The sequence below is a fragment of the Bacillus sp. MYb56 genome, from assembly GCF_002976445.1.
Taxonomy (GTDB): Bacteria; Bacillota; Bacilli; order Bacillales; family Bacillaceae_G; genus Bacillus_A; species Bacillus_A mycoides.
This window is the reverse complement of sequence record NZ_PCOH01000010.1, coordinates 75258-91214: the sequence shown is the minus strand read 5'-3', so window position 1 is coordinate 91214 and position 15957 is coordinate 75258. Positions and strand designations below refer to the sequence as shown.

Here is a 15957-nt window from a genome sequence, read left to right as displayed (position 1 = left end):
CAAGGAGAAAATACTCCTTGGTTATTTTAATTGCTGAAATGCGTAGTGCGCCATTTTCTTTGTATCAGGATATAGCTGCGTACGAGTAGAAGATAACACGACGTTAATGACGCGTTTACCGTCTTTTTCATCAACTGTTACGACTGTGTATTTTCCGAGTGCTGATAAACCGCTTTTACTTCCAATCGCATATGAATCATCATATAGTTCTTCCCGTCCATAGTTTGCGATTTTCGGAGAACGCTCTGAAGTATGTAGTGTTGTATGTATTGAATTCATATATTCTAAAACGATCGGATACTTCAAGGCTTCTTTCGTAATAATAGCAATGTCATATGGTGATACTTTATTTCCAAGTGCATCAGCACCGCTTGCGTTTTTGAAAGTCGCATGTTTTGTCCCAAGTTCCTTCGCCCTAGCGTTCATCATTTTCACAAACTCATTTTTTGATCCTGCGATATGTTCTGCAATTGACTCAGCGATTGGGTCTGCACTAATAATAAGCATAAGTTTTAATGCCTCATCACGTTTTAATTTTTCACCCGCGCGAAGCTTAATCTTCTTACTTTGACTTTCCGTTTTAATCGCATTCTCTGTAACCGTAATTTCTTCATCTTCTTTCACATTTTCTAGTAAGAGTAAGGTAGTCATCATTTTCCCTATACTAGCCGGATAAGAGCGTTCATCTTCCCGTTTTCCATACAAAATTTCACCTGTGTCTGCATCGATTGTAATCCCGTATTGCCCAGTAATGTTAGGCTGATCTGCTCTTACAACTTGTTGCCTTTGTGCATAAGAGAAGAAAATCATCCCTGTAAATAGTGTGGCAATCATTACAATCATAATTATTGTTCGTTTCATCGTCGTTCCCTCTTTTGTTTTCCATATGTACAAATAAATTGGGCAGAAAAAGCAGCCATTAATCATTATGCCACGTCCTCTGCCCAAAAATATAGCGTTATTTTTCGCCCATATTATGCTTCTTATATTGTTGGTTATTACTTTGACGCCCTTTTTCAACACCGTGATTATGCGGACCTGCATTTCCAGTTACACTTGCTGCGCTAATTCCAGCTTTTGAAGGGTTCTTCTTAAGTTTTGCCATATATATTCCTCCAGTTTCGTCAGATTATAAAAAGGAAAAGTGCATTTTGATGAAGAAAATACACATGTATAGCATAGCCAAATGAAAGAAATATATTTATTTCAGAAAATTTTATCAATAAATATATTGCGAAAATTCAAACTGTATCATATATTTATTAGTAGAGGCTCACTCATTGATTGCGACTTATGTCGAAAAATTGAATGAGCATTCATTCAAGAATAGGGGGAGAAATGGATGTTCCAAATTAAAAAGGCTGCTGTTCTAGGTTCAGGCGTAATGGGTTCAGGGATTGCGGCACACTTAGCTAATATTGGTATTCCGACATTATTGCTTGATATTGTACCACCTGCGCTTACGAAAGAAGAAGAGGCGAAGGGACTTACATTAGAACATAAAAGTGTGAGAAATCGTTTTAGTAATACGGCTGTGCAAAAACTATTAAAGCAAAAACCAGCTCCTCTGACAGTGAAAGGAAATTTAGCACTGATTGAAGCAGGTAACTTAGAAGATGATCTTGAGCGTCTAGCTGATGTAGATTGGATTATTGAAGTAGTAGTTGAAAACTTAGATATAAAGAAGAAACTATTTGAAAAAGTAGATGCTGTTCGTAAACCAGGCTCAATTGTGAGCTCAAATACATCAGGCATTTCCGTTGAAAAAATGGCAGAGGGTCGTTCAGACGACTTCCAGAAACACTTCTTAGGAACACACTTTTTTAACCCACCACGATATTTAAAACTTCTAGAGGTAATACCGACGAAAGAAACTGATCCACAAGTATTAAGCTTCATGAAACTATTTGGCGAAGACGTTCTTGGAAAAGGCGTTGTTATCGCAAAAGACACACCAAACTTTATTGGAAACCGCATCGGTACGTATGGATTGCTTGTAACGCTTCAAGAAATGATTAAGCGTGGCTATAGCATTGGAGAAGTTGACTCTGTAACAGGTCCATTAATTGGTCGTCCGAAGAGCGCAACGTTCCGTACATTAGATGTTGTTGGTTTAGATACATTTGTACACGTTGCAAATAACGTATATGAAAATGTACAAGAAGAAGAGCGTGATGTATTTAAAGTACCTGCTTTTATGCATGACATGCTTGATAAAAAGTGGCTTGGAAGCAAAACAGGTCAAGGATTCTTCTTAAAACAAGGAAAAGAAATTTTAGAATTAAATCCAGAAACGATGGAATATGGAGCGCGTAAAAAATTAAAAGCTGCATCTATCGAGTTAAGTAAGCAAGAAAAAGGATTAGCGAATAAATTGAAAGCGCTTGTATACGCGAAAGACCGCGCAGGAGAGTTGTTATGGAACATCATTACACCAACTCTTTTATACTCTGCAAAACTTCATAAAGAAATTGCTGACGATATCGTTGCAATTGACCAAGCGATGAAATGGGGCTTCGGATGGGAGCAAGGACCATTCGAAATTTGGGATGCAATCGGCGTTGAAAAGTCTGTTCAAAAGATGGAAGAAAACGGCGCAGTTGTTCCTACTTGGGTGAAAGAAATGGTAGAGAAAGGTTTCACTACTTTCTATAAACATGATAACGGCGATAGCTACTATTACGACAATGGTGAATATAAGCTAATCGAACGTAACAAAAAAGCAATTTCTCTTAAGCAGTTAAAAGAGAAAAACGGTGTGTTAAAGAAAAATAGCGGAGCGAGCTTAATTGATTTAGGCGATGGTATCCTTTGCTTAGAATTCCATTCGAAGAGCAATGCAATCGGTATGGATATTACGCAAATGATTAACTACGCTGTTGATGAAGTAGAGAAAAATTATAAAGGTCTTGTTATCGGAAACCAATCGAAGAACTTCTGCGTTGGTGCGAACCTTGCAATGATCTTAATGGAAGCACAAGATGACAACTACTTTGAAATTGAGTGGGTTGTAAAAAACTTCCAAGATGCAATGACGAAAATTAAGTACTCCTCTAAGCCAGTTGTAGCGGCGCCATATGGTATGACGCTTGGCGGCGGTACAGAAGTTTGTTTACCAGCAGCGAGCATTCAAGCTTCTAGCGAAACATATATGGGCTTAGTAGAAGTAGGTGTTGGCTTAATCCCTGGCGGAGGCGGTAACAAAGAGTTATACATTAAACACTTAAACAAAATGGCAAACGGTGTAGAATTTGACTTACAAAAAGTTGCGAATAAAGTATTCGAATCTGTAGCGATGGCGAAAGTTTCTACATCAGCACAAGAAGCTGTATCGAACAACTTCTTAGGCGATAAAGACGGTATTAGTGTGAATGGTGATCACTTACTATATGATGCGAAACAAAAAGCACTTTCTTTATATGAAGCAGGTTATAAAGCACCTATCCGCAAAAAGATACCAGTTGTTGGTGAGACAGGATATGCAGCGCTTGTACTTGGTGCAGAGGCAATGCATTTATCAGGTTACATTTCTGAACATGATCTGCACATTGCGAAGAAACTGGCATATGTCATTGCGGGCGGAAAAGTGCCGTACGGAACAGAAGTTGATGAGCAGTATTTATTAGATGTAGAACGTGAAGCATTTATTAGCTTAGTAAGTGAGATGAAATCACAAGCAAGAATGCAGCACATGCTTGTAAAAGGAAAACCATTACGTAACTAATAACGAGGGGAGATATCGTTCATGAGAGAAGCTGTCATTGTTGCGGGAGCAAGAACACCAATTGGAAAAGCAAAGAGGGGTTCATTAAAAACAGTTCGTCCTGACGATCTAGGGGCGTTAGTAGTAAAAGAAACGTTAAAGCGTGCGAATTATGAAGGACCAATCGATGATTTAATTTTCGGTTGTGCGATGCCAGAAGCAGAGCAAGGTTTAAATATGGCTCGTAATATCGGCGGGCTAGCAGGACTTTCTTACGATGTTCCAGCTATTACAATTAACCGTTACTGTTCTTCAGGTTTACAAAGTATCGCTTACGGAGCAGAGCGCATTATGCTTGGTCACTCTGAAGCTGTATTATCAGGCGGAGCGGAATCAATGAGTTTAGTTCCAATGATGGGACACGTTGTTCGTCCGAATAGTCGCCTTGTAGAAGCAGCACCAGAATATTATATGGGTATGGGGCATACAGCAGAGCAAGTTGCTGTGAAATATGGAATTTCTCGTGAAGAACAAGATGCATTTGCAGTAAGAAGTCATCAACGTGCTGCGAAAGCATTAGCTGCAGGGAACTTTGCGGATGAAACAGTATCTGTAGATGTGACGTTACGCTCGGTTGGATCAAACAACAAACTGCAAGAAGAAACAATCATTTTCGCACAAGACGAAGGTGTAAGAGCAGAGACGACGCTAGACATTTTAGGTAAATTACGTCCAGCATTTAACGTTCGCGGTTCTGTAACGGCTGGTAACTCTTCACAAATGAGTGACGGTGCAGCATCTGTACTATTAATGGATCGTGAAAAAGCAGTGAGCGATGGCATGAAGCCACTTGCAAAATTCCGTTCATTCGCAGTAGCTGGAGTACCACCAGAAGTAATGGGAATCGGCCCAATTGCTGCAATTCCGAAAGCGTTAAAATTAGCTGGTTTAGAGCTATCTGATATCGGTCTATTTGAACTAAATGAAGCATTCGCTTCTCAATCTATCCAAGTTATTCGTGAACTTGGTCTAGATGAAGAAAAAGTAAACGTAAACGGCGGTGCAATCGCACTTGGACATCCACTTGGCTGTACAGGAGCAAAACTAACACTATCTCTTATTCACGAAATGAAACGTCGCAACCAACAATTCGGTATCGTAACAATGTGTATCGGCGGCGGAATGGGAGCAGCGGGAGTGTTTGAATTACTATAAAAAAAGTGGAAGCGGCTCGCTCAGAATGTGAGGGCGCTAAAGCAAAGAATGGAAGCAACAAAGGTTTATAAAAAAATGAGAGCCAGCTTCTTTCAAAATGAGAAAAGCGGCTTATGAAAATATGAAGGAGGAAATTTTTATGGAAAAAACAGTAGGAAATGCGGTTAAAGGCGGTAGCTTTTTAGTAGAGGAAATTACAATTGATCAAGTGTTTACGCCAGAAGATTTTTCATCTGAGCATAAAATGATTGCAAAAACGACAGAGGACTTTATCGTAAATGAAGTTCTTCCGGAGCTTGAATATTTAGAACAACACGAGTTTGATCGTTCTGTGCGTCTTTTAAAAGAAGCTGGTGAACTTGGTTTACTAGGCGCTGACGTACCAGAAGAGTACGGCGGAATTGGTCTTGATAAAGTAAGCTCAGCGTTAATCGCAGAGAAATTCTCGCGCGCTGGTGGTTTTGCAATCACTCACGGTGCTCACGTTGGTATCGGATCGTTACCAATCGTATTATTCGGTAACGAAGAGCAAAAGAAAAAATATTTACCACTACTTGCAACTGGTGAAAAATTAGCGGCATACGCATTAACTGAGCCAGGTTCAGGATCTGACGCATTAGGTGCAAAAACAACTGCACGTTTAAATGCAGAAGGTACGCATTACGTATTAAATGGTGAAAAACAATGGATTACAAACTCTGCATTTGCTGACGTATTTATCGTATATGCAAAAATAGACGGTGAGCACTTCTCAGCATTTATCGTAGAGAAAGACTATGCTGGTGTATCTACAAGCCCTGAAGAGAAGAAAATGGGTATTAAATGTTCTTCAACTCGTACGTTAATTTTAGAAGATGCGTTAGTACCGAAAGAAAACCTACTTGGTGAAATCGGTAAAGGCCATATTATCGCGTTCAACATTTTAAATATCGGTCGTTATAAATTAGGTGTTGGTACAGTTGGATCTGCGAAACGTGCAGTAGAAATTTCAGCACAATATGCAAATCAACGTCAACAATTCAAACAACCAATCGCTCGCTTCCCATTAATTCAAGAGAAACTTGCGAATATGGCAGCGAAAACATATGCAGCTGAAAGCTCTGTATATCGTACAGTAGGTTTATTCGAAAGTCGCATGAGCACATTATCTGAAGAAGAAGTAAAAGACGGTAAAGCAGTAGCAGCTTCTATCGCTGAATATGCAATCGAGTGCTCTTTAAATAAAGTATTCGGTTCTGAAGTGTTAGATTATACAGTAGATGAAGGTGTTCAAATTCACGGTGGTTACGGATTTATGGCAGAGTACGAGATTGAAAGAATGTACCGCGATTCTCGTATTAACCGTATTTTCGAAGGAACGAACGAAATTAACCGCCTAATCGTACCAGGTACGTTCTTACGTAAAGCGATGAAAGGTGAATTACCATTACTACAAAAAGCACAAAAATTACAAGAAGAGTTAATGATGATGATGCCAGAAGAAGTAGGCGATGAGCCATTAGCACTTCAAAAATATTTAGTAAAGAACGCGAAGAAAATCGGTTTAATGGTAGCTGGATTAGCAGCTCAAAAATACGGTAAAGCATTAGATAAAGAGCAAGAAATTCTTGTGAATATCGCTGACATCGTAAGCAATCTTTACGCAATGGAATCAGCTCTTCTTCGTACAGAAAAAGCAATTAAAACAACTGGTCTTGAAAAGAATAAACAAAAAGTGTTATACACTGAAGTATTCTGCCAAGAAGCATTCAACGAAATCGAAGCAGATGCGAAAGAAACACTTATCGCAGTTGAAAATGGCGACATGCTGCGCATGATGTTATCATCATTACGTAAATTAACTCGCCACACACCACTTAACGTAATTCCGAAGAAGCGTGAAATTGCTGCAAAAATTTTAGAAGATGAGCGTTATACAGTTTAATAGCTGTAAAGAAAAGTAGTCGTATAAACGGCTACTTTTCTTTTTTTTGTAAAAATGAAATTTTTAGTGACAAAAAACTAATACCATTAGTATAATAAAACTAATGGTATTAGTTTTCGTGAAAAGGGAGCTGGAAATATGAGAGTGATACATGAAAAAACGGTATATCAATTGTCATTTTTGCCAAGAGTGTTTCCTGTGAATTGTTACTTTGTCGAGGAAGAAGATGGTTTAACTTTAATTGATGCGGCTTTGCCATATAGCGCAAAAGGAATTTTACAGGCGGCTGAGAAAATAGGGAAACCCATTACTAAGATTGTATTAACACATGCGCATGATGATCATATTGGTGCATTAGACGCATTAAAGGAAGTACTTCCTAATGTTCCAGTCTATATTTCTAAGCGGGACGCAAAGCTGTTAGAAGGAGATACGTCGTTACAAAAGAATGAACCAAATATACCGATAAAAGGCGGTGTACCTAAAAAGGTAAAAACGGTACCTGATGTTTTATTGGAAGATGGCGACCGAGTTGGATCGCTTCTTGCGATTATGACACCGGGACATACGCCAGGATCCATGTCGCTTCTTGATGTACGAAATAAAGCTCTTATTGTCGGGGATGCCTTCCAAACAAGAGGGGGTATGGCTGTTTCGGGGCAAATGAAATTTTGCTTTCCGTTTCCTGCAATGGCAACGTGGAGCAAAGAAATATCATTACAAAGTGCAGAGAAGCTAAGCGAATATGAGCCTTCCTTACTTGCGGCAGGACATGGGAAAATGATAAAGGATCCAGGCACTGTCATAAAACTTGCTATTAAGGAAGCTAAGCGGAATATAGAAAGTAGGAAAGAAGGTTAATTTATGTCACCGAGAATCGGACTTACATTACAGAAAATTGTAGAAACAGCGGCAGAGATTGCAGATACAAATGGAATACAAGAAGTAACGTTAGCTTCATTAGCGCAAACATTAGGAGTACGTTCACCCTCGCTATATAATCATGTGAAAGGTTTACAAGATGTACGGAAAAATCTCGGTATGTACGGAATAAAACAGCTGCATAACAGACTGGAAGAAGCGGCTGAGGGTAAACGTATGGATGAAGCAGTTCATGCTTTAGGAGAAGCGTATGTAGCATTCGTACGCAAACATTCTGGATTGTATGAAGCAACTTTTTTACGAGATGAAGAAGTAAGAAAAGCAGGTGACGGAATTGTAAAGCTTTGTCTTCATGTTTTACAACAATACGGCTTAGAAGGAGAGAATGCACTTCATGCGACACGTGGATTCAGAAGTATTTGTCATGGATTTGCGTCGATTGAACAGCAAGGTGGATTTGGTTTGCCGCTAGATTTAGATACAAGTTTACATGTATTATTGGAAACGTTTATTAAAGGATTACATGTAATGAGAGATTGAATAGGAAGCAAAAAAACGTGAATTTGTTACTGATCATGCTTTTTGTATAGTAGGCTGCGGTTTGCTGGAGGCAAAATTACAAGTGGTAGTTGTGTTCTTAATTCTTTCGTTAATTATAGGTGTTGCAGCTTGAGTATGAATAAGAGGAAACCTTAGAAGCGATTCTAAGGTTTTTTTAGTGCATATAATCCTAAAAGAAATAAATACTAAATCGTGAATGAACAAAGAAAGGTAGGAGTATTTTATGCAAAACTTAACAGAGCTTGAAGTAGAAAATTTACGTCATTTAATTGGTGGACATGCGACGATTATTAACAAATTGGACCAGTATGCACAGGCTTGTACAGATCCAGAGTTGAAACAAATGCTACAAAAGGATGCGCAAGATGCACGAAATACGAAACAGCAATTAATGACTTTTTTAGGATAGGGGGAAAAGAGAAATGAATGAAAAAGATATGGTAAATGATTATTTAGCAGGGTTAAATTCAAGTTTAACAAGTTATGCAAATTATATTTCTCAGTCTGATAATGAACAGTTACATCAAACGTTAATTCAAATTCGTAATCAAGATGAATCCCGTCAACGTAATATGTATGAATATGCAAAGCAAAAAAGTTATTATAAGCCGGCAGCACCTGCTAATCCAATGATTGTGCAGCAATTGAAAAGTCAATTAAGTGCGGAATAGTGTGATGAAAAAAACGAGCGAATGGATTCGCTCGTTTTTTTGTTTGGTATATGTCAATAAATACATAATAAATATTTTTTCAGTTGTAACAAATATGACGAAAATTAAATATAACAATTCACAAAAAGGACAAAAACTTTGCTCGATATTTCACAAAGTATCCATGGTTTCTATCGTGAGAACCTCTATAATTAGGGGTGTAAAGAACGAAAGAAATAGACTACATGATCAATTAGGAGAGATTGCTATGAATAGAAACACAAGAAAAATTGCAATTATCGGTACTGGATTAGTTGGATCAAGCTGTGCGTATTCCATTGTAAACCAAGGGATTTGCGAAGAGCTATTGTTAATTGATATAAATCATGAACGTGCAGTTGGAGAAGCGATGGATTTATCACATTGCATTAACTTTACAAATACAAGAACAAAAGTATATGCAGGAAGTTATGAAGACTGCAAAGATATGGACATTGTCATTATTACAGCAGGACCAGCGCCGAAGCCTGGACAAAGTCGTTTAGACACTTTAGGAGCAAGCGCTAAGATTATGGAGGGTGTTGTTGGCGGCGTAATGGAAAGTGGATTTGATGGCATTTTCTTACTCGCATCGAACCCAGTTGACATTATTACATATCAAGTGTGGAAGCTATCTGGATTACCTAGAAATCGTGTGATTGGTACAGGTACATCACTAGATTCTTCTCGCTTAAGAACAATTTTATCTGAAATGTTACATGTAGACCCTCGTAGTATTCATGGGTATTCATTAGGAGAACATGGTGATTCTCAAATGGTTGCTTGGTCTCACGTAACTGTTGGTGGAAAACCGATTTTACAAATTTTAGAAGAGAAAAAAGACCAATTTGGTGAAATAGATTTAGATGAAATTGTTGAGAAGACTGCAAAAGCTGGATGGGAAATTTATAAGCGCAAAGGAACTACTTATTACGGAATCGGAAATTCTTTAGCTTATATTGCGCGCTCAATTTTCAATGATGATCACCGTGTTATCGCTGTTTCAGCTATTTTAGATGGTGAATATGGCGAATACGATATTTGTACAGGAGTACCAGCAATTATTACTAGAGACGGTGTAAGAGAAGTGGTAGAACTAAACTTATCAGAAGATGAAGAAAGTCGCTTTGCAAAATCAAACGATGTTTTACGCGATTATATGAAAACAATTGGTTACTAAATTATAGGAGAAGGTGAAACAAATGAAGGAATATATAATGTCTCGTGTGTTTAAAGCTTCTGCCGGAATCGCACAGGGTATTTTCGTATCCCTTGGAATTGGTTTACTGATCGAAAATATAGGAAGAATTGTTGATATCCCATTACTTATTACAATCGGAGTTGTTGCAAAATCACTTATGGCACCAGCAATTGGAGCCGGGATTGCCTTTATGCTCGGTGCAAACGGACTCGTAATTTTCTCAGCAATGGTAGCTGGAGCAATTGGAGCAGGTTCCATTTCAATTACTGAAGCTGGTCTCATCATTAAAACAGGTGAACCAATCGGTGCATTATTAACAGCGATTTTAGCAGTTTATATTGGTAAACGATTAAGTGGAAAAACTGCTTTAGATATGATGCTCGTTCCATTTGCAGCAATATTAGGTTCTGGTTTAGTCGGTATTTGGTTAGCTCAAAATATTAGCCCAGTTTTAAATACAGTTGGAGCATTCATTAAAGATAGTTCAGCTGGTAGCCCGTTTATCGCTTCTATTGTGATTGCTGTAGTTTGGGGATTGTTACTTATCTCTCCAGCTTCATCAGCTGCGTTAGCGATAGCGCTTAGCTTAGATGGTGTTGCAGGCGGTGCAGCACTTGCAGGATGTGTTGCTCAATTTATCGGATTCTCTGTTATTTCAGCGAAAGAAAATAATTTAGGTGGCATATTAGCCCAGGCACTTTGTACTCCAAAAGTGCAGTTACCGAACATTACTAAAAATCCAATGATTCTCGTCCCAACTGTCGTTGCCAGTGCAATAGTTGGCCCAGTATCGGCACTAATTTTCCAACTGGAAGCAGGAAAAGAAATTGCAGGTCTTGGATTAAGCTCTCTTATCGCACCAATTAATTTAATTTCCAGTCAAGGGTGGGAAGTTGTCCCAGCGATGGTAATCACTTATATCATCATTCCAGTAGCTGTTTCTTATATACTGTACATTGCTCTTAAAAAAGCAGGTCGTATTCATTCTGGTGATATGACTGTACCGCAATCTTAAATTGAAAATCTCCTTTTATATAGAGAAAAGCAGACTGGAAGCCACAGTCTGCTTTTTACATTTTTTGATTTTGTTTTACTGGAACACGTACGGTTTCTTTTGCTAATAACAACTGAACGCCGAAGTAAAGTACGCTTGCAAGCGTCATTCCAGAAATGGCGTCTACAAATGCATGCTGCTTCGTAAATAATGTTGATAAAATAATAAGCGTACCGAAGAAAGTAAGGATGTAATATTCCAAAGTATGCTGTTCTCTACGCTTAAAGGCAGCTAACATAATTACAAATGTCGTAAGGACATGAATGCTTGGGAAACAGTTTACTGGTTGATCAATACTATAAATATAGCGGACTAGTTCGGAAAATACGTCTGTTCCAACGACGGTTGGGCGTGGTACAGTTGTCTGCCAAAAAAAATAAATCGAAAAACAAGCAAGTTTTCCAAGAATTACACTACTTAAAGTGACATAATATTGCTTTCGATCAGCAAAACAGTAATAAATAAGTGCACCGTATAAGTATGGAAACCAAAGTAAGTAAGGAATAATAAATGCTTTCACAAATGGAATCCAATCATCTACTACAGTTGTGACATCTACTGCGTGAACAGTAGATTTATTTAATACATCGTAAAGGGGACTTACGAGTACGAGTAGAAGTATATAACTTAACGGAAGAAGAGATGAAAGTTTAAATTTCTTCATGATAATCTCCTATGTTTTAGTAATGTAAATAAATTCAATTGATTATAATATAGAAAATCCAATTGGGCTATCGATTTTACTTACATTTTCTTGAATTCACCTTACATTTTTGTCACTTGACTTAAAAGAGGGGGAGGGTGCTATATGAAGCGTTCATTTTATTTCTTAGTTTTTATATTGTTATGCCTAGTGAGTACTGGGTGTGCAAAGGATAAAGAAGGAGAGAAATTAGAATACAACGGGAGAGCACTCGTAATTGGAGTTGTTGGTGAAAAGCCGAAAGATACGTTTAGAAATATAAAGTTTGAAAAAGTGAAGTTAGAAGAACTGAAAAAGGAATCTGGAGCAGTAGATGGTTTTCTAATAATGAAAGAGCACTTTCAAGAAGCTTCGAAAGAGCAGTATAAAGATTTATTTTTATCGTTAAAGAAACCAGTGTTTTTTATTGGCTTACAAGATAAATCATATTCGACTTTTATTACAAAAAATATAGAGTATAACAGTGCACCAAAAGATGTAAATGCTATGTACGCGCAAGGTTTTGCAAATATTGGAAGTGGCGAAGGGCAACAATGGGGAGTAGGTTTATCGAATGGTGGAAATACAGAAGAAAGTATTCATAATATGTATATAGTAGTATTTCAAACCATTTCGGACTATTTAAGTCGATGATGAAGGAGCCTGTAAAAGGACTTCTTATTTTTTAAATAAAGTGAAACTTTAATCAGTGGGGGTTTTGTCCATTCCCCACTGATTATTAGCCCGCACCAATCAGGCTTTTACGGGAAGTTATCTCCCACCTAACTTCCTCGCATTTGCCGAATTTCGAGGTGGGAGTCTTACTGCCCGTTAATACGGGATAAACGTTTGTTTAAGATATATGTTCGGTATAGAAAATCATGTATTCCAAAGGTGATATAGAAAAACATGAAATTAATCAAACGTTTGTTTAAGAGGTATGTTCGGTATGGAAGAATTCATGTATTCCAAAGGGCGGGGTAGAAAAACATGAAATTAATCAAACGTTTGTTTAAGGTATATGTTCGGTATAAAAGAATCTACGTATTCCGAAGGTTGAGGTAGAAAAATATGAAATTAATCAAACGTTTGTTTAAGATATATGTTCGGCGTGGGATGAGAAAAAATTTTTAAAAAATTATATATTTATTTTTTCTTAATAAATGGCGGAAAAATAAGAAAAATTAGCAGGATTATTAAAAATTATCACGAAATAAGTAAAAGTTTAGCGAATAATCGTTTGAAATAATAAAATGTTTTCTATATGATAAAGGTAAAGGTTAGTAAAAAAGTAGGTGAATTTATGACAGTAACATTTTATTCATATCCAAAATGTGGCACATGTCAAAAAGCAAAGAAATGGTTTGAGGCAAACGATGTAGCATATGAGATGATTCATATTGTTGAAAATCCACCGTCAAAAGAAGATTTACGTAATTTACATGAGAAAAGTGAATTACCATTAAAAAAATTCTTTAATACAAGTGGAATGCGTTACCGCGAACTTGGTTTAAAAGATAAGTTAAAGGATGCAAGCGAAGACGAAATGTATGAGCTTTTAGCATCTGATGGCATGTTAATTAAACGTCCAATTGTAACAGATGGAACGAGTGTAACACTTGGTTTTAACGAAGAGCAGTTTGAAAGTGTGTGGAAAAAGTACCAATAAGGTATTTTTACATAATTAATACATTCACTGGAGGTACAGTCATGAGCATTCCAAATAATTTACGTTACTCTGAAGAACACGAATGGGTAAAAACAGAAGGTAATGCGGTTGTTATCGGTATTACTCATTTTGCGCAAGGTGAGTTAGGCGATATCGTATTCGTTGAACTTCCTGAAGTAGGTGCAACAATCCAAGCTGACGAGCCATTCGGAAGCGTAGAATCTGTTAAAACAGTTTCTGAATTATACGCACCTGTAAGTGGTAAAGTTGTAGCAGTAAACGAAGAATTAAGTGACCAACCAGAACTAGTTAACGAATCTCCATACGAGGGTGCATGGATGGTTAAAGTTGAACTTTCTGATGCAAGCCAAGTTGAGAAGTTATTAACTGCAGAAAAATATGCAGAAATGACAAACCAAGACTAATTATAGTCGAAGAAAAAGGACAGCCTTTGTGCTGTCCTTTTTTATGTTGTGTACATAATGAATTTAAAAACATATATATTAATTATTATGTAGGAGAACGTTTTTGAAAAACTTTTTTCATGGAGGCTTCATGCTGAGCGAGCCGCTTGCGCTTTTCATTGTCTAGCTCCACCTCCTAGCCCTTCATGTCTAAGAACCTTCCGTACGAGAAGACAAAAAGCGTCTTCTGTACGAAAGAACCTTAGCCAACAGGGCTAAACAGTCGGTTCCGCTTTTCGTTATTGTCCAGCTCCAGCGGCTAGAACAGTCGGTCATTTCACTCCTTCACTTGAGGCAAAGAGCGCCTCTAGTTCAGGAGTTCCAATGCCCTCTTGTTCTGAGCGAGCCGCTTCCGCTTTTCTTTTGCAAAAATAAACAGGAAACAACATGAAAATAACGAATATACTATATACTAAGTTAAAGGTTGTATAGTATATGGTGATCGGGTGATGACATATGATTTATGTGGAAAAAGTCATTATTGTAGAAGGTAAATCGGATAGAAGAAAGATTGAATCTATTATTCGTGAACCAGTGGAAATTGTTTGTACAAATGGTACAATTGGTTTGTCGAAAATGGATGAGCTCATTGATCAATTTTTTGATAAGGACGTATATGTGCTAGTGGATGCTGATGATGCAGGAGAAAAGTTAAGGAAACAATTCCGAAAAGAATTTCCGCAAGCAGAGCATATTTATATTGATCGCTCGTATCGCGAGGTGGCGACTGCACCTTCTTCACATTTAGCAAATGTATTATGGGGAGCAGACATTGACGTTTATACAGAATATTTACGGTAAGGAATGATAGAAGTGATTGATTGGACAGGTGCCGAAGCTACAGCCCTAATAGGAAATGAAGAAAAAACAGTGTTATATGTGTATACACCAATGTGTGGAACATGCCAATTGGCAAAGAAGATGTTAACGGTCGTTGAGATGACGATTGAAGATTTGAAAATTGGAATGTTAGATTTAAATTATGCCCCGCATTTAGCGAAAGAGTATGGGATAGAAAGTGTACCGTGTTTACTTATTTTTGAAAATGGGATACTGATGAAGAAAATATATGCATTTCATTCGGTTGAATATTTATATACGGAATTAAAGTAGGCGGCAAAGTTTTTGCCGCCTCGACATATTTCTTGGGAAATATGTCGACATGCGTGATAGATACAGTATTTGTCGAGCGAAAATAACAGGATTGTCCTTTAATAAGAGGGAATGGTATGTAATAGAAAGTGATATGAGGGATGTGGTTTAGGATGAAATTATATTCTTTGCTTCAATCATTTGTAAATTACGCTAATGGTCAATATCATTTAGAACCGCTTTTAAGGCAAGGAGAAAGAACTGTTAATTTTCGTTTTGGAGATGAATGCTGTTCGTTACAAATTTCAAGAGATTATATAGAACTTTTGAAAGAGGCGAGAGGAACGGAACAAATCGTTTGTTTAGAGGAAGAGGATGTACAAAAATTAGTGACTGGAAATATGAGGTTGCAAAATTTAATGAGTGATGGACGGGTACAATATTCTGGAACGTATCGAACGATGTTATTAGTTGAATCGATGTTTCATATATGTAAACCGATGTCAGTCGGTGCTTAAAATTCTGAAGTTTCTTTTTTTACGAAAATTTCTGTTGACAGAGCGTGTGGATATTGATACAATTCAATTCATAAAATATAGACAATTTCATAAATTTTAAATCAGACGAAAATTTAATCTGATTTCTCTTATTAAGAGAGGTGGAGGGACTGTGCCCTGTGAAGCCCGGCAACCGTCAACTTATGTTGAAATGGTGCCAATTCCTGCAAAGCAAATGCTTTGAGAGATGAGAGAGAGGGATAATGTTGTTATATACGCATATAAACCTTTCTGCTTCTCTAGAAGCGGAAAGGTTTTTTGTTG

General features: G+C 37.5%; 18 protein-coding genes and 1 riboswitch. Of the genes, 15 read left to right on the top strand and 3 right to left on the bottom strand.

Annotated elements, in window-relative coordinates:
* Positions 1–21: 21 nt before the first annotated feature.
* Together CQ058_RS14470 and CQ058_RS14465 are read right to left on the bottom strand one after the other, a co-directional pair.
* Positions 22–861, bottom strand: coding sequence for a D-alanyl-D-alanine carboxypeptidase family protein (locus CQ058_RS14470; protein WP_002143652.1), 840 nt, complete (start codon positions 859–861; stop codon positions 22–24).
* A gap of 97 nt (positions 862–958) precedes the next feature.
* Positions 959–1105 (bottom strand): YuzL family protein, encoded by a 147-nt coding sequence (locus CQ058_RS14465; protein WP_002034611.1) that lies wholly within the window; start codon positions 1103–1105, stop codon positions 959–961.
* A gap of 237 nt (positions 1106–1342) precedes the next feature.
* Between CQ058_RS14465 and CQ058_RS14455 the strand changes: the two genes are divergently transcribed.
* The 9 genes from CQ058_RS14455 to CQ058_RS14415 all read left to right on the top strand — a co-directional run bounded on the left by CQ058_RS14455 (position 1343) and on the right by CQ058_RS14415 (position 11190).
* Positions 1343–3724, top strand: coding sequence for a 3-hydroxyacyl-CoA dehydrogenase/enoyl-CoA hydratase family protein (locus tag CQ058_RS14455; RefSeq protein WP_002191102.1), 2382 nt, complete (start codon positions 1343–1345; stop codon positions 3722–3724).
* Between the two features lie 21 nt (positions 3725–3745).
* Positions 3746–4918 carry an acetyl-CoA C-acetyltransferase gene (locus tag CQ058_RS14450; RefSeq protein WP_001206332.1) on the top strand — a complete coding sequence of 391 codons (1173 nt, stop codon included), beginning with the start codon at positions 3746–3748 and terminating at the stop codon, positions 4916–4918.
* Positions 4919–5057: 139 nt separating this feature from the next.
* Entirely contained in the window at positions 5058–6842 is a 1785-nt protein-coding gene (locus tag CQ058_RS14445) for an acyl-CoA dehydrogenase family protein (RefSeq protein WP_002089410.1), read from the top strand.
* A 138-nt stretch (positions 6843–6980) separates the two neighbouring features.
* On the top strand, positions 6981–7703 hold the full coding sequence (locus tag CQ058_RS14440) for an MBL fold metallo-hydrolase (protein WP_105589780.1): 723 nt from the start codon (positions 6981–6983) through the stop codon (positions 7701–7703).
* A gap of 3 nt (positions 7704–7706) precedes the next feature.
* Positions 7707–8264: a TetR/AcrR family transcriptional regulator gene (locus CQ058_RS14435; protein ID WP_002192353.1), complete on the top strand. Its 558-nt coding sequence runs from the start codon at positions 7707–7709 to the stop codon at positions 8262–8264.
* A gap of 244 nt (positions 8265–8508) precedes the next feature.
* Complete coding sequence (locus CQ058_RS14430) at positions 8509–8694, top strand: hypothetical protein (protein WP_002112687.1); 186 nt, start codon at positions 8509–8511, stop codon at positions 8692–8694.
* 13 nt (positions 8695–8707) lie between these two features.
* Positions 8708–8956, top strand: coding sequence for a spore coat protein (locus CQ058_RS14425; protein WP_002034620.1), 249 nt, complete (start codon positions 8708–8710; stop codon positions 8954–8956).
* A 247-nt stretch (positions 8957–9203) separates the two neighbouring features.
* Positions 9204–10154 (top strand): L-lactate dehydrogenase, encoded by a 951-nt coding sequence (locus CQ058_RS14420; protein ID WP_002034621.1) that lies wholly within the window; start codon positions 9204–9206, stop codon positions 10152–10154.
* 22 nt (positions 10155–10176) lie between these two features.
* Positions 10177–11190 carry a PTS sugar transporter subunit IIC gene (locus CQ058_RS14415; RefSeq protein WP_105589779.1) on the top strand — a complete coding sequence of 338 codons (1014 nt, stop codon included), beginning with the start codon at positions 10177–10179 and terminating at the stop codon, positions 11188–11190.
* A gap of 55 nt (positions 11191–11245) precedes the next feature.
* Here the strand turns inward: CQ058_RS14415 and CQ058_RS14410 are convergent, their stop codons facing one another.
* Positions 11246–11893 (bottom strand): phosphatase PAP2 family protein, encoded by a 648-nt coding sequence (locus tag CQ058_RS14410; RefSeq protein WP_002192356.1) that lies wholly within the window; start codon positions 11891–11893, stop codon positions 11246–11248.
* A gap of 144 nt (positions 11894–12037) precedes the next feature.
* Here CQ058_RS14410 and CQ058_RS14405 point away from each other — a divergent pair, with 144 nt between their 5' ends.
* The 6 genes from CQ058_RS14405 to CQ058_RS14380 all read left to right on the top strand — a co-directional run bounded on the left by CQ058_RS14405 (position 12038) and on the right by CQ058_RS14380 (position 15654).
* Entirely contained in the window at positions 12038–12565 is a 528-nt protein-coding gene (locus tag CQ058_RS14405) for a hypothetical protein (RefSeq protein WP_002191092.1), read from the top strand.
* Positions 12566–13214: 649 nt separating this feature from the next.
* Complete coding sequence (locus tag CQ058_RS14400) at positions 13215–13580, top strand: arsenate reductase family protein (protein ID WP_002129756.1); 366 nt, start codon at positions 13215–13217, stop codon at positions 13578–13580.
* A 41-nt stretch (positions 13581–13621) separates the two neighbouring features.
* Positions 13622–14005: a glycine cleavage system protein GcvH gene (gene gcvH / locus CQ058_RS14395; protein ID WP_000026895.1), complete on the top strand. Its 384-nt coding sequence runs from the start codon at positions 13622–13624 to the stop codon at positions 14003–14005.
* A 495-nt stretch (positions 14006–14500) separates the two neighbouring features.
* Entirely contained in the window at positions 14501–14845 is a 345-nt protein-coding gene (locus CQ058_RS14390) for a toprim domain-containing protein (protein WP_000640865.1), read from the top strand.
* A 3-nt stretch (positions 14846–14848) separates the two neighbouring features.
* A complete protein-coding gene (locus tag CQ058_RS14385; RefSeq protein WP_105589778.1) occupies positions 14849–15157 on the top strand; it encodes a thioredoxin family protein in 309 nt (102 codons plus the stop codon).
* 152 nt (positions 15158–15309) lie between these two features.
* Positions 15310–15654 carry a hypothetical protein gene (locus CQ058_RS14380; RefSeq protein WP_002192357.1) on the top strand — a complete coding sequence of 115 codons (345 nt, stop codon included), beginning with the start codon at positions 15310–15312 and terminating at the stop codon, positions 15652–15654.
* A gap of 125 nt (positions 15655–15779) precedes the next feature.
* Positions 15780–15887, top strand: a riboswitch (SAM riboswitch).
* The last annotated feature ends 70 nt before the right edge of the window (positions 15888–15957 follow it).